The following is a 16913-nucleotide window of genomic DNA, read 5'->3' on the forward strand; positions in this document are numbered from 1 at the left end:
ATACAAAATATTGTGACAGAATGTCAGGATTATCTTTCATAGAAATTTGTAGAAAAAATTATGGGATAAACTATTTTCTCTTTTATCGGAATGTTGGAATATAAAGCTGGCTTCCAGACTTTTTTAAGTCGAGACAAAGTTCTCAGAAAATCGATATTAAATTTTGGATCATAAATCTCGGGATAGATTCTCGGGTTTGTAATTTCTCCTTTTTGATTGATATAAAACTCCAGATTAACGTTCCCGTTAATATGATAGTCTGCAAACAAACTCATAAATTCATCATGGAAATCCTTTCTAAATCTCTCGTACCCTTTTGGATACTGTGCAGACAAAACATAATTATCCGCATTATATCCTTCTTTATAATTTTCCATAACATCTTTCGGATACAATATGAATTCTGCCAAAGCACCGAATTTTCCTCCTTTAATTTCAGCAGGTTTCCAGTGTTTCAGATTTTTCAGAAGTTCAAGCGACAGATCGTATGCACATCTGTTTTTTGCAATATTTGCAGTGTCATTATCTTTTACCAGTTTCACAGCCACATCTTTTGTTACCACAAATCTTGGCTGATAAATTTCCTGATCACTGCATTTTTTAAAATTACCTTTAGACAAATAATCATGGGCTTCTTTATAAAAATTCACCGGTCCGCCTTCATAAAATTCCTGATTTTTAGGGTATTCATCTAAAACCTGAGCATTCGATACAAAAAAGATAATGATTGCAGAAAAACTCAAAAACTTTTTAATCATGATCATAAGTATTCGTACTGAAATTCACCTTCATAACAAATTTTGAATCGACCGGAACGCCGTTCTTCTTTGCGGGAGTCCATTTTCCTTTTACTTTTTTCGCCGCATATTTCATATCGTCGATAAACATTTCATTGTTTTTGAATTTCGGAAGGACATCGATCTGACTGATTTTTCCTTTGGCATCAATATTAAACACAAAAGTCACTTTTCCCTGAATGGCATAAAGAGCCATATCGATATAGGCATGAACCATATTCATGAATTCTTTCTGAAAAGCCTGATCGCCTCCCGGAAATTCTGCTTTCTGGTAACTTTCCGCTGTCTGCTGAACCTGAGTAGTATTTTCCTGAGAAAAGCCTTTACCGCTAATAAGCAATAAAGGTAAAATTAAAAGATATTTTTTCATGGTTATTAAAAGTTGTCTTATACATCTGTTGCAATGGAAGACAGATTCATTTTTATTTTGATCTGAGATGTTACAGGTTGTCCGTTGCAGCTTGCAGGAATCCAGTTTTTCTTAATTCTCCTTACCACATACTTCATATCATCAAAAAATACCTGACTGTTTGAAACTTTTGGAGTTCCTTCGATATTGGTTACTTTTCCGTTTTGGTCTACGGTAAGGGTAAATGTGAAATCACCGTTCAGAACATAAAAATCTGTATTCAGGTAATCGTACATATATTTTCTCAGCATTTCTTTGTAAGCCGGAATTCCGCCTTCGAAACTTGCCGCCTTAAAATCGTTACAGTTTTTTACGGCAACCTGCAGCAAAGGTTCTTTTATATCTATTTTGAGAATATTTTTATTGTTCTCCGTCATAAAATTATCATCTCTTTCTTCTACATCATTAAACTGTGCTATTGCAAAGTTTGATGCGAAAAACGTAAGAAGTACTAATATCGTTCTCATAGGATTTTTCATTAAAATTAAATTTACTTAAACAAAGATACTACTTAAACCAAATAGAGAAAAGTATTATCTCATGATGTGCATTACAAAAGATCTTTAATGTGTTTGTAATTGCTTTTCACAGTGTCGAGCGCTTCTTCCATTTTTCCTCCCAACATAAGCTGAGCAATGGATTTTGTCATTCCTAAAACCTGAGCGGCTTCAATTTTTGGCGGTAAAGCCAGTGCATTCGGATTGGTAAAAATATTTAAAAGATAAGGACCATTATAATCAAGACATTCTTTAATGGCAGCTTCCACATCTTCAGGTTTGTTTACATTTTTTCCGGGATATCCCATTGCATGGGCAATCATTGCAAAATCCGGATTCACCATATCTGTTTCATTGTCCGGCATTCCCCCGACTTCCATTTCCAGTTTTACCATTCCTAAAGACCGGTTATTGAACACAATAATTTTCACCGGCAATTTATATTGAAAAATTGTTGCCATATCTCCCAAAAGCATGGATAAACCTCCGTCGCCGCATAGAGCAACAACCTGTCTTTCAGGATACGCTAAAGAAGCTCCAATTGCCATCGGCATCGCATTCGCCATCGAACCGTGATTGAAAGAACCGAGCATTTTCCGTTCTCCGGTTCCTGTGATGTATCTTGCGCCCCAAACACAACACATTCCTGTATCTACGGTAAAAATTCCATCTTTCTTTGTCAGTTTATCCAAAGTATGGGTAACAAATTCCGGCTGAATGGCATTTTCGGTTCCCGGATCTTTCACATACGTAAGCTGATTTTCTTTAACCTTTTCATAAAACTCAAGCTGCTGTTTAAGGAAATTACTGTCTGTTTTTTCTTTCAATAATGGCAAAAGTGCTTTGATGGTTTCTTTTACATCGCCCGTTAATCCCAATTCCAGTTTAGCTCTTCTTCCCAATCGTTCAGGGGCTTCATCAATTTGTACAATTTTGTTTTTGACGGGCATAAATTTCTCGTAAGGGAAATCTGTCCCCAGAAGAATCAGAAGATCAGCTTCGTGCATGGCGTGATAAGCAGAAGGAAGTCCCAAAAGTCCGGTTAAGCCTACTTCATTGGGATTGTTGGGCTGAATAGACATTTTTCCGCGGAAAGAATATCCCACCGGAGCTTTTAAATATTTTGAAAGCTCAACCACTTCTGGGTTGGCTTTTTCTGCGCCAATTCCGCAATAAAGCGTTACTTTTTTACTGTCGTTGATTAAATCTGCGAGTTCTTTTAATTCTTCATCTGAAGGACGAATAACAGGATTTGTTCTGAAAATTTTATTGGAAGTCACCGCTTCTTCTGCATCCAATTCCGAAACATCACCCGGAAGACCGATTACGGCAACGCCTTTTTTGGAAATTGCATGCTGAATTGCCGTCTGCACCGTTCTCTGAACCTGTTCCGGTCTTGTAATCATTTGGTTGTAATAACTGCAGTCGTCGAACAATTTAATGGTATTGGTTTCCTGAAAATAATCCATGCCCATTTCTTCACTTGGGATGGTGGAAGCAATAACCAACATCGGAACATGAGAACGGTGCGCTTCATAAACACCATTGATCAGATGAACATGTCCCGGTCCGCAGCTTCCGGCGCAAACTGCAAAACCATCCAGTTCCGCTTCCGCAGCAGCTGCATACGCTCCGGCTTCTTCGTGCCTTACGTGAATCCATTCGATGCTGCTTTTTTTTACGGCTATATTTAAATGGTTTAAACTGTCGCCTGTAACGGCATAAATTCTTTTCACATTGGCGTTTTCGAGCATTTCTACAATTTGCTCTGCAATATTTTTAGCCATATTTTGATATTTTAGTGTTGTTGTTTCAGAAATATTTTGGAATGTACTGATAATGTAGAGATGTAAAGATTATGCCAAGAGCATAAAATAAATATTAAAAAACAATAAAAAAGCTCCGCAAAAAATGCGGAGCTTCCATATATCTTCGAGCCGGATTATTTTGTATTCTGATTCGCAAAAGAGTCTCTTCCCTGAAACGCCAATCTGCCATCTGAAGGTTTCAAATCTCTTCCAAAACTTAATCTAACGGAAACATTTTCAGGTTTATTTACTGCAAAATGCTTTTTCATTCTGCCCAAATCTCTCTTCACTTCTCTTTCAAATCCTTTATCATAAAGCTCAGGTAAAAGTTTAACATCGGTAATATCTCCCTTTTCATTTACTTTAAAATTCAATGTAAAATCACCATTTGCCTGAAATGAATTTGCTGTATATCTCAAATTATTGGTAAGATCATATTCAAATTTTTCCTGTCCGCCTTTGTAAACATTTTCTATCTGATTTTTAACCGAAGAAACATTTACATACGTCTGGGAAAATGAAAAGGCAAAAACTGTTAGTGCCAAAACTGAAAATATTTTTTTCATAAATTATTACTATTTTGTTTTATAAAGTTAAGCCTTTTTTAAGAATCTACAATACCTCGATCTGATTTTTCAGAAGATCTTCGAATTCATCTCTTTTTCTGATGAGATGTGCTTTTCCGTCTAAAAACAGAACTTCGGCAGGTTTTAACCTTGAATTAAAGTTGGAACTCATCTCAAAACCATAAGCTCCTGCATTGTGAAACGCCAGAATATCGCCTTCTCTTACTTCATTCAGCTTTCTGTCCCATGCAAAAGTATCCGTTTCGCAGATGTTTCCTACCACAGTATAAATTCTTTCCGCTCCTTTCGGGTTCGATAAATTTTCGATCACATGGTAAGAATCGTAGAACATCGGACGGATGAGGTGGTTGAATCCTGAATTCACCCCGACAAAAACTGTTGCTGTCGTCTGTTTGATTACGTTGGCTTTCACCAGTAAATATCCGCTTTTTCCAACAAGGAATTTACCCGGTTCAAACCATAATTCGAATTTTTTTCCGGTTGATTTCGAAAATTCGGAGATTACTTTTTCCACTTTTTTTCCTAATGTTTTTACGTCGGTTTCTTCTTCCGTGTCCTGATAAGGAATTTTGAAACCGCTTCCCATATCCAGATATTTCAGATTCGGGAAATGTTCGGATAATTCCAGCATGATTTCCAAAGCCTGAAGGAAAACATCCGGATCTTTGATCTCGCTTCCGGTGTGCATATGAAGACCTTCCACATTAAGGTTGGTAGATTTCATCACTCTTTCGATATGACGAACCTGATGGATGGAAATCCCGAATTTACTGTCGATATGTCCTGTAGAAATTTTATAGTTTCCGCCGGCAAAAATATGCGGGTTGATTCTTACTAAAATCGGGTAAGAATTTCCGTATTTGTTCCCGAACTGTTCCAGAATAGAAATATTATCGATATTGATGTGCACCCCGAAAGTCATCGCTTCTTCAATTTCGGCAAGATCCACACAATTGGGCGTGAAAAGTATTTTTTCTTTCGTAAAGCCTGCTTTTAATCCCAGTTTTACTTCATTGATGGATACACAATCTAATGAAGCTCCCAGATTTTTCACATACTTCAGGATGTTGATATTGGTAAGTGCTTTCGCTGCGTAGAAAAACTTTGTGTGTTTTAGGAAAGAAGAGGTAAGTTTCTCGTATTGTGTTTTAATGGATTCGGCATCATAAACGTACACCGGGGTGCCAAACTCATTGGCAATCTTTAATAATTCTTTTGAATTCATAATTTCTTTTTAGCATAAAAAAGGCAGATTCTTCGGAAAAAGAGTCTGCCATTAACATTATTTTTTATGCAATACAACTCTTTATACATTCCAAACCTTAGAGAACTTTACAGTTCCCTTTTTACCGGTTTTATGTTGTTTAAAATTTAGCATTGCTTTCTTTAATTTTTTACAAAAATACTAATTCTTTTTTACTTTTAAAAAACTGATTTTAAAATGATTCCTTTCAGATTCAGCCGTGTTCTATTATTTTGGCAATGGCAGGGTTTCAAAATCTCCTCTCAGCAAAGCCAGCTGAAGCTCATTAACGAGGTCTGCAGATTGGGAAAGCAGATCGATCTTTAATTTATTAAGCTTGCTTAAGGTCTGAATCTGCGTAAACAGTTCATAAAAACCGTAAGAAACCACTTTTCCGTTTTCGATAATCAAAAACAGTTTTTCACCCAGTTTTCTGCCTTGTCCTAACCAAAGTTCATTTCGTTTTCTGAATTCGATTTTCTTTTTAAAAACCTCTATATCATTATATTCTTCGAACTTTCCGATGAACTGTACCGCTTTCGAGCCTTGTGTAAAAGACCTGAATTTTAAAATCGGTTTTTCCAGTTTATTCAGCTTGTTTTTTTCCACGACGTATTTTCCGTTTCTGCAATACAGACCGAATGGAAGAATTTCTCTTTTTTTAATTCCTTTAGAATTCAGAATTAGTTTGGCAATGATATCCGTTCCTGTAAGTTCGTAATTGATCTGTTCAACGTCTTTCTGAATGGTTTCCCACTTTTTAGATTTGGAATTAAAAACTTTTTTTGAAAATTTATTAATATCCTGAACATGATCGGAAAAAATAATCTTTCCCGCTTCATTCTGAAAATACACAAAGCCTTTTTCATTGGGAAGATCCTGCGTTAATTCTTTGATTTTGTTGATGTAAGTCTTGGAATTGGTTTCATCATGCTGTTTCTGAATAATTTCGTTTTCTGTGTCTTTTGAAATCAGAAGTTTGAATAATTCCAGCGTTGCTCTCGCATCTCCTTCCGCTCTGTGATGATTGGTTAAAGGTATTCCCAAAGATTTTACGAGTTTTCCGAGAGAATAGCTTACCTCATCCGGAATCAGCTTTTTAGCTAAAGGAATTGTATCTAAAGTATTGATTTTAAATTCATAACCTAACCTCTGAAACGATTGACGAAGCATTCTGTAATCAAAATCGATATTATGACCTACCAAAGTTGTATTTGCCGTAATTTCAACAATTCTACGCGCAATTTCATGGAATTTTGGTGCAGTTTTAACCATTTTCGGGGTAATGTTGGTTAATTTCTGCACAAAAGGGGTAATATCACTTTCGGGGTTTACCAATGAGATAAACTGATCTACAATTTTCTGACCATCGTATCGGTAAACAGCAATATCGATAATGCATTCTTTCCTGTAACCTGCACCATTACTTTCTATGTCTATTATTGAATACATTTAAATTTTTTACAACTTCTTTTTAGATTAACGATTTATTTCCTTTACATCTGGAAACATAACTTATGCCAATAAATGAATAGGAATAAGGCAATTCTGCTAAAATAATAAAAATATTTATCTTCGTCTTCCTCCCAGACCAAGCATTCCCAGAATTGCTTTTGCGCCTTCGCGCATCAGTGTGCTGGTAAATGTTCTTCCCGCCCTGCTTTGTAAAACCTGCTCGAAAATTCCGGGTTCTTCTTTTACCGGTTTTGTTTTCTGGTTAGAAGTCTGCGATGCTTCCTGTGCAGCCTGTTCCATCCTGCCCACCAAAATTTCATATGCAGATTCGTTATCCACTACTTTTTCATATTTGGCAACCAAAGCTGATCTTTTTGTTAAATCTGAAATTTCCGCGTCATTCAGAACGTCCATTCTTGATTCCGGTGAAATTAAATAAGTATGAACCAGCGGTGTTGGAATTCCTTTTTCATCCAGAGCGGTAACGAAAGCTTCACCGATTCCCAGATTCTGGATCAGCGTTGGAGCATCATAAAATTCTGTGGTCGGATAATTTTCTACTGCTTTGGAGATTTCTTTTTTATCTTTAGCGGTAAACCCTCGTAATGCGTGCTGAATTTTCAGACCGAGCTGAGAAAGCACAGATTCGGGAACATCACCCGGAATTTGCGTGATAAAATAAATTCCGACTCCTTTTGAACGGATCAGTTTTACCATGGTTTCAATTTGCGAGACCAAAGCTTTTGAAGATTCATCAAAAATTAAATGCGCTTCATCGATAAACAAAACCAGCTTCGGTTTTCCACTGTCGCCTTCCTCTGGAAAGGTCATGTAGATTTCCGCAAAGAGCGAAAGCATAAATGTTGAAAACAACTGCGGCTTGCTTTGAATGTCTGCAACTCTAAGAATGTTTACTACTCCTTTTCCGTCTCTTGTTTCCAGTAAATCGTGAACATCAAAACTCAGTTCTCCAAAGAAACTGGAAGCTCCCTGCTGCTCCAAAGCAACGATGGATCTTAAAATCGCGCCCAGAGAAGCAGAAGCTATCGAACCGTAATTGGAAGAAAGTTCAGCTTTTCCCTGTGGATTTTCTGTGACGTACTGAAGCACTTTTTTCAGGTCATTCAGATCAATCAACGGAAGACCTTTATCATCACAATATTTAAATACAATCGACATGATGCTTTGCTGAGTATCATTCAACTGTAAGATTTTACTTAATAGAACCGGACCGAATTCTGTAACGGTGGCTCTCAGCTTCACGCCTCTTTCGCCGGAAATGGTCATTAATTCTACCGGAAAAGCCTGTGGATTGTATGGAAGCTGTGTTTTGGCATATCTTTCCTGAATCGCAGGATTTTCAGTTCCCGCTTCTGCAATCCCTGAAAAATCTCCTTTAATATCCAAAACCAGAGACGGAATTCCCTGATGCGAAAGCTGTTCTGCGAAAACCTGTAATGTTTTTGTTTTTCCGGTTCCTGTTGCTCCGGCAATTAATCCGTGGCGGTTGATGGTTTTTAACGGAATGGTAACATTAACTTCAGGAACGACTTCGCCATCCAGCATTCCTTTTCCTAATATAATATGATCTCCTTTGGGAGTGTATCTCGCATTTAATTCTTCAATGAATTGTGTTTTGTCTGCCATTTGCTCTTTTTTAACCTATAAATATAAAGTTTTTTGTAAAACCTGACCACGATGAATCATCAAATTAATTTCCATTGTGAAATATTTCATATAATCAATAAATTCCCCAATTCTTTCAGGAATTTTCAGACAGGAAATCGTAAATTAGAACAAATAAAAACTTTATAGATTTATTCTATCAGTATCCATTTTTTATTTTGATGGTATTTAAAAAAATAAACACGATTTTTGTATTTCAAATATAAAACATTAAAACGGTTACAATCACATAATGAAAGTCGAACAAATATACACGGGATGTCTGGCTCAGGGTGCGTACTACATCGTATCTGAAAATGAAGCAGTAATTATCGATCCTTTAAGGGAAGTAAAGCCTTATCTGGATCGTCTGGAAAAAGACAATGTAACTTTAAAATATATTTTTGAAACCCATTTTCATGCAGATTTTGTCTCGGGACATCTGGATTTAAGCAAGAAAACAGGCGCTCCTATTGTTTACGGACCTACCGCTCAGCCTGAGTTTGAAGCTATTATTGCAGAAGACGATCAGATTTTTGAAATAGGAAAAATAAAAATAAAAGTTCTTCATACACCCGGTCATACGATGGAAAGCACGACTTATCTTCTGATTGACGAAAACGGAGTTGAAACAGCCATTTTCACAGGAGATACTTTATTTTTAGGAGACGTGGGAAGACCGGATCTTGCCCAGAAAGCAGGAAGTATTACTCAGGAAGATCTTGCAGGGATTTTGTACGACAGTCTTCACACGAAAATTATGCCTTTGGATGACAGCATCACGGTTTATCCGGCTCATGGAGCGGGTTCTGCGTGTGGAAAAAATATGCAGAAGGAAACAGTTGATATTCTGGGAAATCAAAAAAGAACAAACTATGCTTTAAATCAGCCTGATAAAGAATCTTTTATCCGTGAAGTTTTAGACGGTTTAACGGCTCCACCGAAATATTTCGGGATGAATGTTGCCATGAACAAAGGCGGTTATGAAAGTCTTGATTCGGTAATGGATAAAGGTTTAACGGCGGTTTCCGTTGAAGATTTCGAAGCATTTGCAGAAGAAACAGGCGCGTTAATTTTAGATACAAGAAGTCCGGGAGAGTTTTATAAAGGATTTGTTCCGAATTCTGTAAATATCGGATTAAAAGGAGATTTTGCACCATGGGTGGGAACTCTGATTGTGGATGTAAAGCATCCTTTACTGCTTATTGTAGATGAAGGCATGGAAGAAGAAGCCATCACAAGACTGAGCCGCGTTGGATTCGACAATGTTCTTGGCTATCTTAAAGGAGGTTTTGAAGCTTGGAAGAACAGCGGAAAAGAAACGGATGAGGTTAAAAGAATTTCTTCTGCAGAATTTGCAGAACTTTATAATGAAAACTCAAAAGTAATTGATGTTCGTAAGATCTCGGAATATTCTGCCGAACATATTGATAATGCTTACAACAAACCTTTGGACGTAATCAGCGACTGGGTTCACAGGATTGATGATTCTGAGCATTTTTTCCTTCATTGTGCAGGAGGCTACAGAAGCATGATTGCAGCAAGCATCCTTAACTCCAACGGAATCAGAAACTTTACTGAAATAGAAGGAGGTTTCGGCGCAATTAAGAAAACCGAGAAATTCCCGACTTCGGATTTTGTATGTCAGTCAAAAACAATATAATACCTCTTTTTTGAAATTATCATTGTATTAAATATAAAGTCATGACACTTTAGTTTATTGACTGAAAAACATTTAACAGCACAAAGTTTTCGGTAACCTTCGATTTTTTTAAGTGATTTTAGATAGTAAGCTTTTCGGATTATTAAACTAAAGTGTTTCTTTTTTAATAAAAACCAACAACAATGTCTCAAGCATTTCAGGAAATTATCGATTCCGAAAGACCTGTTCTTATCGACTTTTTTGCAACCTGGTGTCAACCCTGCAAAGTACAGTCGTCTGTTTTGAATACGGTAAAGGAAAATATAGGAACTGCAGCTAGAATTATTAAAGTAGATGTGGATCAGTATCCTGCTCTTGCCAATCAGTACGGTGTTCGTGGTGTTCCGACATTAGCCATATTCAAACAGGGAGAAATGCTGTGGAAAGAAAGCGGTGTTCATGATGTGAATACTTTGACTCAGCTTCTAAAGCAGTATGCATAAAAATAAAGGTTAAGGCTAAGATTGAGAATATTTTAGCCTTAATTTTAACTATTAAACCTTTCTTTAAAATTCAATTGAAAAAGAATCGCGATCATTTAAAAACTGAAAATGGTTTCTGAAATCTTTCAGTTCTTCTAAATTTAATTCTGCCGTTACAAGATTTCCGTTTTTCTGTGAAATTTCTTTTCCGTCTGCAAAAAAACAATGAGAACTTTCCTGATAAAAAAGGTTATTTCCATCGGTTCCGATTCTGTTTAATCCAAAAACGAAAGACAGATTTTCAATAGCTCTCGCTTTTAACAGATGTTCCCAAGCCCCTACTCTTTTTTCGGGCCAGTTTGCCACATATAAGATCGCATCATAATCGTCATTATTTCTTGCAAAAACCGGAAAACGAAGATCATAGCAAACCTGCAAAAGGATTCTGAAACCTAAATAATTTACAATCACCCTTTCTTTTCCGGGAGTGTACACTTTATCTTCCCCCGAAAAAGAAAAAAGATGTCTTTTATCATAAAATTCAACCTGAGAATCGGGCTGCACAAAATACATTCTGTTGTAGAACTTTCCGTTTTCCTCAACCGGAGCACTTCCGCAGAATGCCGCGTTTTTTTCCTTCGCCATTTTTTTTAAAAATTCCCGTGATTCCAGATTTCTGTCGGAAACTTCGGATGCATCCATACAAAACCCTGTGGAAAACATTTCAGGCAAAAGAAAGAGATCTGCCTCCTGATTCTGCAATTCCTTTTCAATAATTTTAAAGTTTTCTGCCTTATTTTTCCAGATAATATCTAAATTCAATCCTGTAATCTTCATAAACTTTGTTAAAAAACTTCCCTAAAAATACGATTTTTCAATGATTTCGGTTTTATTTTTGTTGCGAATATTTAATCGATAAAAATTAGTAAAAAGTAAAATTTATGAACAAGTTGTTTTTTATGTTTATTCTTATGCTTGCGGGAACATTTGCCGATGCTCAGGCATGGACAGGAAAAGGAGATCAGAAAATCAATGCCGGACTCAGCGCATGGGGTTACGGAACAGGAGTTACCGGAACTTATGACTATGGATTGAATAAACTAATTTCCGTAGGAGCCGGATTGAACATTTATTTTGATAATTATAAGAATAATGATGATAAAAACCGTGCTTTTGTATTCGGAAGAATCAATTTCCACCTGAAAGACGCTTTACAGCTTCCTGAAAAACTCGATATTTATCCCGGAGCAGATGTAGGAGTTGTAGGAAACAGTTTTGGATTGGGAGCCCATATCGGAGCGAGGTACTTTTTTACTGAAAGAATCGGCGTTTTTGCAGAAGTCGGCAACAATGGCAGTCTCGGAGTTTCGATTAATTTGTAATAAATCATCCCATTATATGACAAAGCTTCTCGTTTCGGGAAGCTTTTTTATTTGGCATAGTTTTGATAATTGTTACCTTTGCAAATTAAACATAAAAAGCATTAATGGAAATAGCAATCAAACTGTTTCAATTTATATTGAGCATTTCTATCCTGGTTATCCTACACGAACTTGGGCATTTCTTACCCGCCAAATACTTTAAAACCAAAGTTGAAAAATTCTATCTGTTCTTCGATCCGTGGTTTTCTTTAGCCAAGAAGAAAATTGGCGAAACGGAATACGGAATCGGATGGCTTCCATTCGGAGGATATGTAAAAATTGCCGGAATGGTGGATGAAAGCATGGATACCGAACAGTTGAAGCAACCTGCACAACCATGGGAATTCCGTGCAAAACCGGCTTGGCAAAGACTGATCATCATGTTAGGCGGTGTTACAGTTAACTTTTTCTTAGCCTGGTTAATTTACTCGTGTCTTTCGCTTTTTAACGGTGAAACATACACAGATCTTACCAAATTCAACAACGGAATAGGAGTTACAGAAGCCGGGAAAAAAATGGGTTTCCAGAATGGTGATAAGATCATTAATATCGATGGAAAACCCGCTGAAAGACTGGAAAATGCTTCCATTAATATTCTTTTAGGAGATAATGTAACGGTACTTAGAAACGGGAAAGAAGTAACTTTTCCTGTTAATAAGGATGGCGTTGCAGAAGTTTTAAAACAAAGAGAGGCTAAACTTTACATTACGCCGAGATTTCCTATGATTATCGATTCTCTGGCAACTCCTGTTTCTCAGGCTTCAGGGCTTAAAAAAGGAGACCAAATTGTTGCGATTAACGGAAAACAGACTCCTTATTTTGATGAAGTAAGTTCTTCTTTATCTGAAAACAAAGGAAAAACGGTAAACATAGAAGTTGTAAGAAACGGAAAACCCGAAACAATTGCTGCATCTGTTGACAAAAACGGAAAATTAGGTGTTGGTGTAGATCAGAAAGCATTAGCAAACTTCATTACAGATAAAAAATATTCTTTCGGGGAATCTATTCCCAGAGGTTTTGAAAGATCTATTGAGTCTTTAACGATGCAGGTGAAGCAGTTTAAAATTATGTTTAACTCTAAAATTCAGGGATACAAAAATGTAGGAGGACCGATTGCGATTGTAAAAAATATGCCGGTAGATAAAAATGCAGACGGAGAAATTTCTATCAATTGGGCTGCATTTTGGGGCTTTACTGCGATGTTCTCGGTTTGGCTGGCATTCCTAAACCTTATTCCTATTCCAGGACTGGATGGAGGACACGTTATTTTCACTCTTTATGAGATGATTGTGGGTAAACCTGTTCCTCAGAAAGTTTTAGAAAATGCACAGACGATTGGTGTTATCTTCCTGTTAGGCTTGATGTTAGTAATCTTTGGAAGCGACATCTTCAAGATCTTCGCGGGGAAATTATAATATCTTTACAAAATTTTAAAAAAATATTTGCAGGGTATAAATATTCGTCCTATATTTGCACCACTTAAAACAAAGGACATTCCTCCTTAGCTCAGTTGGTTAGAGCATCTGACTGTTAATCAGAGGGTCGCTGGTTCGAGCCCAGCAGGAGGAGCCAAAAAGACTTACAGAAATGTAGGTCTTTTTTATTTCTGCGATTTGGAATCATACCATTAAAAAATAATTTTTTAAAAATCATCATATTTTAACAAAACAATAACTATAACACCGTCAAAACGATGATGTTATTTCATTACATTTACAGTTTTGTATTTAAACCATTAAAAGTTTAAATAATATTTATTTTTTTATAATAAAAGTGCATACTTTTTGTTATGCAAATAGCTTGAAGAAACAACAAATGTTAATTAACAATTCCAAATATTATTCCCTCTTTTTATTTCTATTTTTTGCAGATCTCGTATACTCACAAAATTCGGCAAACGGCAGAATTGTAGACGCAAAGACCAATAAGGAGGTCTCGGGAGTAGATATTTTCATTAATGAAAATCAAAACCCCTCTCTTACAACCACTTCCGGAAAATTTACCGTACAGTCAGACAGCCTGATTTATAAACTCAGATTTTTAAGAAAAAATTATTCTTTAGAAAGTGTTGATGTAACTCCACAGAATGCCAGCAATATTTTTGTGAAACTGGCTCAGGAAAAAGTCGGGAGTATACAGGAAGTTGTTATTCATAACGAAAAACCGAAATATAAAAACAAAAAGGAAAATCCCGCTTACGCAATCATGCAGAAAGTCTGGGAACGGAAGAGAAACAACGGTTTAGATAAATTCGACACCTATACCTATAAAGAGTACGAGAAAATTCAGTTTGATGCCAATAATCTGGACAGTGCATTCATGAAGAGAAAAATCTTCAATAAACTTGAATTCATTTTTGATTATAAAGATTCCACGGCAAGCGGAAAAATAGCACTTCCTATTTTCCTCAATGAAGCCGTTTATGAAAATTACGGAGAAAACAGACCTTCCCAACGTACAAAAAGGCTTCTCACAGCACAGAAAACATCAGGTTTTCAGGATAACCAGATCATTACTCTGATGGCTAAAAACCTTTACCGCGACATCAATATTTATGATAATACTTTAAATTATTTCGACATCGGATTTCCAAGTCCTGCCGGAGAAACAGGCTTCAGTACGTATGATTATAATCTGGTAGATACTATTTCCATACGCGGAGAAAATGCTTTCAAAATCCGATATCAGCCGAAAAGGACAGAAGTTTTAGCTTTTCAGGGATATCTTTATATTGATACAGACAGTTATGCGGTTTTGGGTGCAACCTTAAAATCCACTCAAAAAATTAATGTAAATTTTATTAACGGAATTTCTACAGAACTGGAATATGACAATCCCGACGAAAATACTTTTTTGCCGAGGAAATTTGTTACAGAAATTGAAATGACTCCTTTTTCAAAAAAGAAAACTTCAAAAAGTATTATTGCCAAAAGATCTGTAGATTATTCAGAATACCAGTTTAATAAACCGCTTGAAGACAAAATTTTTAAAAGAACGGAAGAGGAATACAATGACAAATTTGTAGAAAAAGATGATGCATATTGGGTAAAAGCAAGACCAGATTCCCTGTCAAAAAGTGAGCAGGGCATCTATGATATGCTTGATAAGCTTGAGCAGACCCCAAAATTTAACCGTATTGTAAAACTTTACGAAACGCTGGGTTCCGGATATTATAACATTACAAAAGGTATTGATTTAGGTCCTATTTTTTCTGTGTATGGAAAAAACCAGGTAGAAGGCGACCGGATACGAATTGGAGCAAGAACATATTTCACACGGAACGATCCCTGGAGAGTTCAGTTTTACACCGCTTATGGATTCAAAGACCAACAGGTAAAATATGGTGTTGAAGGAAGATTTATGTTTAACAGAGTAAACCGTTTTACGGTAGGAGCAGGAACAAGAAGAGATATTTTACAGCTTGGTGTCCGGCTGACCAATGATGATGGAATTATGGCAAGAACGTTTGCTTCTTCAACGATTTTTGCAAGAGGAGAAAACGCTTCACTAAGCTCGATAAACCAGACGAATGTATTTACTTCTATCGAGCCCTGGAAAAATTTCCAGATCAGATTAGACGGAACCATGCAAAGCATTAAATCGGCAAATCCCGAAGGATTTAATCTCATGTATTACAAAAACGGAGATTTGAGAAAAACAACCAATGATTCGCATTTTACATTAAGCTTAATCGCAAGACCGGGTGCAAAATTTTCCCAGACCGGAATAGACAGACACGAACACGGAACTCTTGCCCCCACTATTGTCCTGAAATACACAAAAGGTGTTGAAGGTTTATTCGGGTCGGATTTTAATTATAACAAATTGCAGTTCCTTTTCTATAAGCCTTTTCTGATCGGAAGCTGGGGAAAAACAGTAGTCAGCTTTGAGGCTGGAAAGAATTTCAATACTGTTCCCTTGGCTTTACAGAACGTAATTCCGGGAAACCAGTCATACAGTCTCGCTCAGAATACATTTGCACAGCTTAATTACTATGAATTTGTGGCAGATACCTATACAACGCTTCATTTAGAGCATCATTTTAACGGGAAAATCCTTTCTTATATTCCTTTGATCAAAAAATTAAAATTAAGAGAGATTGCCTTCATCAGAGGAGCTTACGGAACATTAAGCGACGCTTCTAAAACGATTAATGTGGAAGGATTCAAATATTCTGCTCCAAGTGAGCATATTTATTATGAATACGGTTTCGGAATCGAAAATATCGGTTTCGGAAACCTTCGAATTTTCAGAGTAGATTTCAACTGGCGCGGAAATTACCTCAACAGACCGGATATTTCAACTTTCGGAATTAAAGCAGGTTTTCAAGTCGGCTTTTAAAATATAAAACTCCTTCAGTGCGAAGGAGTTTTTTTCTTAAGATTCAACAGGATAATCTTTACAGCTATTGCAATGCGCTACAATGTAAACAATTTTGCATGGCGGTCTCTGTCCTTCCGGAAGTCTACAATACACATCGCAAGGTAAGCATCCCTGATCCGGAGATGCTCCTCCCATTACATTTTTAAGATCCTGTCTTTGGATTTTTTTTAAATTTTTCATAGTTATAGATTTTTATAAAGTTGGTAAAACAGCCTCAAAAAAGAGGCCTGAATTCTTAAGTTTAGCAATCACAAGGAGTATCAATTACCGCATTCAGGCAATGTGCTTTTTGCCATGCCGTCCAAGTACACCATTCAGAACACCAACTGGCTAAGGCAGGACATTTTTCTCCTCCAGCAATTGTTTTAAGCTGTCTTTTTGTTAATTTTTTTAGATTTTTCATATTAGTTTGGTTTAATTTGTCGCCTACTCTGTATGCTTTTCGGCTTACGCAATATATTAGTTATTTGATAGTTACCAAATATATAAATATTTCCCGTTAAATTGAATAAATATAAAAATTT

The 16913-nt window shown here is 36.4% G+C and carries 16 protein-coding genes and 1 tRNA gene; 6 read left to right on the forward strand and 11 right to left on the reverse strand.

Annotation, left to right across the window (positions count from 1 at the left end; all coding sequences use genetic code 11):
• Nucleotides 1-29: 29 nt before the first annotated feature.
• From WFH39_RS06870 to WFH39_RS06905, 8 genes are all read right to left on the reverse strand, one after another.
• A complete protein-coding gene (locus WFH39_RS06870) occupies nucleotides 30-758 on the reverse strand; it encodes a hypothetical protein (protein WP_336689304.1) in 729 nt (242 codons plus the stop codon).
• The gene (locus WFH39_RS06875; RefSeq protein ID WP_336689305.1) at nucleotides 751-1167 is read right to left on the reverse strand and encodes an energy transducer TonB; all 417 of its coding nucleotides are present in this window, start codon (nucleotides 1165-1167) and stop codon (nucleotides 751-753) included. Before WFH39_RS06875 ends, WFH39_RS06870 begins: the two co-directional genes overlap by 8 nt.
• A 17-nt stretch (nucleotides 1168-1184) precedes the next feature.
• Entirely contained in the window at nucleotides 1185-1673 is a 489-nt protein-coding gene (locus tag WFH39_RS06880; RefSeq protein WP_214587996.1) for a hypothetical protein, read from the reverse strand.
• Nucleotides 1674-1756: 83 nt separating this feature from the next.
• Complete coding sequence (locus WFH39_RS06885; protein ID WP_336689306.1) at nucleotides 1757-3490, reverse strand: thiamine pyrophosphate-dependent enzyme; 1734 nt, start codon at nucleotides 3488-3490, stop codon at nucleotides 1757-1759.
• Nucleotides 3491-3645: 155 nt separating this feature from the next.
• Nucleotides 3646-4077, reverse strand: coding sequence for a hypothetical protein (locus tag WFH39_RS06890; RefSeq protein WP_336689307.1), 432 nt, complete (start codon nucleotides 4075-4077; stop codon nucleotides 3646-3648).
• 46 nt (nucleotides 4078-4123) lie between these two features.
• Entirely contained in the window at nucleotides 4124-5323 is a 1200-nt protein-coding gene (gene lysA, locus WFH39_RS06895; protein ID WP_175608795.1) for a diaminopimelate decarboxylase, read from the reverse strand.
• A gap of 246 nt (nucleotides 5324-5569) precedes the next feature.
• Nucleotides 5570-6793: a 3'-5' exonuclease gene (locus WFH39_RS06900; protein WP_087708492.1), complete on the reverse strand. Its 1224-nt coding sequence runs from the start codon at nucleotides 6791-6793 to the stop codon at nucleotides 5570-5572.
• A gap of 117 nt (nucleotides 6794-6910) precedes the next feature.
• The gene (locus WFH39_RS06905) at nucleotides 6911-8443 is read right to left on the reverse strand and encodes a helicase HerA-like domain-containing protein (RefSeq protein WP_336689308.1); all 1533 of its coding nucleotides are present in this window, start codon (nucleotides 8441-8443) and stop codon (nucleotides 6911-6913) included.
• Between the two features lie 271 nt (nucleotides 8444-8714).
• On the opposite strand from WFH39_RS06905, the gene WFH39_RS06910 reads away from it, so the two are divergent.
• Together WFH39_RS06910 and WFH39_RS06915 are read left to right on the forward strand one after the other, a co-directional pair.
• Nucleotides 8715-10124 (forward strand): MBL fold metallo-hydrolase, encoded by a 1410-nt coding sequence (locus WFH39_RS06910; RefSeq protein ID WP_336689309.1) that lies wholly within the window; start codon nucleotides 8715-8717, stop codon nucleotides 10122-10124.
• Nucleotides 10125-10306: 182 nt separating this feature from the next.
• A complete protein-coding gene (locus WFH39_RS06915; protein WP_116098328.1) occupies nucleotides 10307-10606 on the forward strand; it encodes a thioredoxin family protein in 300 nt (99 codons plus the stop codon).
• Nucleotides 10607-10669: 63 nt separating this feature from the next.
• Here WFH39_RS06915 and WFH39_RS06920 read toward each other — a convergent pair whose 3' ends face one another.
• The gene (locus WFH39_RS06920; protein ID WP_336689310.1) at nucleotides 10670-11422 is read right to left on the reverse strand and encodes a nitrilase family protein; all 753 of its coding nucleotides are present in this window, start codon (nucleotides 11420-11422) and stop codon (nucleotides 10670-10672) included.
• 104 nt (nucleotides 11423-11526) lie between these two features.
• Between WFH39_RS06920 and WFH39_RS06925 the strand changes: the two genes are divergently transcribed.
• From WFH39_RS06925 to WFH39_RS06940, 4 genes are all read left to right on the forward strand, one after another.
• On the forward strand, nucleotides 11527-11967 hold the full coding sequence (locus tag WFH39_RS06925; RefSeq protein ID WP_336689311.1) for a DUF6646 family protein: 441 nt from the start codon (nucleotides 11527-11529) through the stop codon (nucleotides 11965-11967).
• Between the two features lie 104 nt (nucleotides 11968-12071).
• Nucleotides 12072-13421 (forward strand): RIP metalloprotease RseP, encoded by a 1350-nt coding sequence (gene rseP / locus WFH39_RS06930; protein ID WP_336689312.1) that lies wholly within the window; start codon nucleotides 12072-12074, stop codon nucleotides 13419-13421.
• A gap of 80 nt (nucleotides 13422-13501) precedes the next feature.
• Nucleotides 13502-13578 (forward strand) — tRNA-Asn (locus WFH39_RS06935).
• A gap of 243 nt (nucleotides 13579-13821) precedes the next feature.
• Entirely contained in the window at nucleotides 13822-16347 is a 2526-nt protein-coding gene (locus WFH39_RS06940; protein ID WP_336689313.1) for a DUF5686 family protein, read from the forward strand.
• 36 nt (nucleotides 16348-16383) lie between these two features.
• On the opposite strand, the gene WFH39_RS06945 is transcribed toward WFH39_RS06940, so the two are convergent.
• The gene (locus tag WFH39_RS06945) at nucleotides 16384-16569 is read right to left on the reverse strand and encodes a bacteriocin-like protein (RefSeq protein WP_336689314.1); all 186 of its coding nucleotides are present in this window, start codon (nucleotides 16567-16569) and stop codon (nucleotides 16384-16386) included.
• Between the two features lie 61 nt (nucleotides 16570-16630).
• A complete protein-coding gene (locus WFH39_RS06950) occupies nucleotides 16631-16792 on the reverse strand; it encodes a bacteriocin-like protein (RefSeq protein WP_214587979.1) in 162 nt (53 codons plus the stop codon).
• Between the last annotated feature and the right edge of the window lie 121 nt (nucleotides 16793-16913).

Origin of the sequence: Chryseobacterium sp. MMO-72 (genome assembly GCF_037146035.1) — a bacterium.
In the GTDB taxonomy this organism is placed as follows: Bacteria; Bacteroidota; Bacteroidia; order Flavobacteriales; family Weeksellaceae; genus Chryseobacterium; species Chryseobacterium indicum.

What these genes read in the sequence shown, in the direction of transcription:
- WFH39_RS06870 (WP_336689304.1), bottom strand. Translation starts at nt 758, where the DNA reads ATGATTAAAAAGTTTTTGAGTTTTTCTGCAATCATTATCTTTTTTGTA.
- WFH39_RS06875 (WP_336689305.1), bottom strand. Translation starts at nt 1,167, where the DNA reads ATGAAAAAATATCTTTTAATTTTACCTTTATTGCTTATTAGCGGTAAA.
- WFH39_RS06880 (WP_214587996.1), bottom strand. Translation starts at nt 1,673, where the DNA reads ATGAGAACGATATTAGTACTTCTTACGTTTTTCGCATCAAACTTTGCA.
- WFH39_RS06885 (WP_336689306.1), bottom strand. Translation starts at nt 3,490, where the DNA reads ATGGCTAAAAATATTGCAGAGCAAATTGTAGAAATGCTCGAAAACGCC.
- WFH39_RS06890 (WP_336689307.1), bottom strand. Translation starts at nt 4,077, where the DNA reads ATGAAAAAAATATTTTCAGTTTTGGCACTAACAGTTTTTGCCTTTTCA.
- lysA (WP_175608795.1), bottom strand. Translation starts at nt 5,323, where the DNA reads ATGAATTCAAAAGAATTATTAAAGATTGCCAATGAGTTTGGCACCCCG.
- WFH39_RS06900 (WP_087708492.1), bottom strand. Translation starts at nt 6,793, where the DNA reads ATGTATTCAATAATAGACATAGAAAGTAATGGTGCAGGTTACAGGAAA.
- WFH39_RS06905 (WP_336689308.1), bottom strand. Translation starts at nt 8,443, where the DNA reads ATGGCAGACAAAACACAATTCATTGAAGAATTAAATGCGAGATACACT.
- WFH39_RS06910 (WP_336689309.1), top strand. Translation starts at nt 8,715, where the DNA reads ATGAAAGTCGAACAAATATACACGGGATGTCTGGCTCAGGGTGCGTAC.
- WFH39_RS06915 (WP_116098328.1), top strand. Translation starts at nt 10,307, where the DNA reads ATGTCTCAAGCATTTCAGGAAATTATCGATTCCGAAAGACCTGTTCTT.
- WFH39_RS06920 (WP_336689310.1), bottom strand. Translation starts at nt 11,422, where the DNA reads ATGAAGATTACAGGATTGAATTTAGATATTATCTGGAAAAATAAGGCA.
- WFH39_RS06925 (WP_336689311.1), top strand. Translation starts at nt 11,527, where the DNA reads ATGAACAAGTTGTTTTTTATGTTTATTCTTATGCTTGCGGGAACATTT.
- rseP (WP_336689312.1), top strand. Translation starts at nt 12,072, where the DNA reads ATGGAAATAGCAATCAAACTGTTTCAATTTATATTGAGCATTTCTATC.
- WFH39_RS06940 (WP_336689313.1), top strand. Translation starts at nt 13,822, where the DNA reads ATGTTAATTAACAATTCCAAATATTATTCCCTCTTTTTATTTCTATTT.
- WFH39_RS06945 (WP_336689314.1), bottom strand. Translation starts at nt 16,569, where the DNA reads ATGAAAAATTTAAAAAAAATCCAAAGACAGGATCTTAAAAATGTAATG.
- WFH39_RS06950 (WP_214587979.1), bottom strand. Translation starts at nt 16,792, where the DNA reads ATGAAAAATCTAAAAAAATTAACAAAAAGACAGCTTAAAACAATTGCT.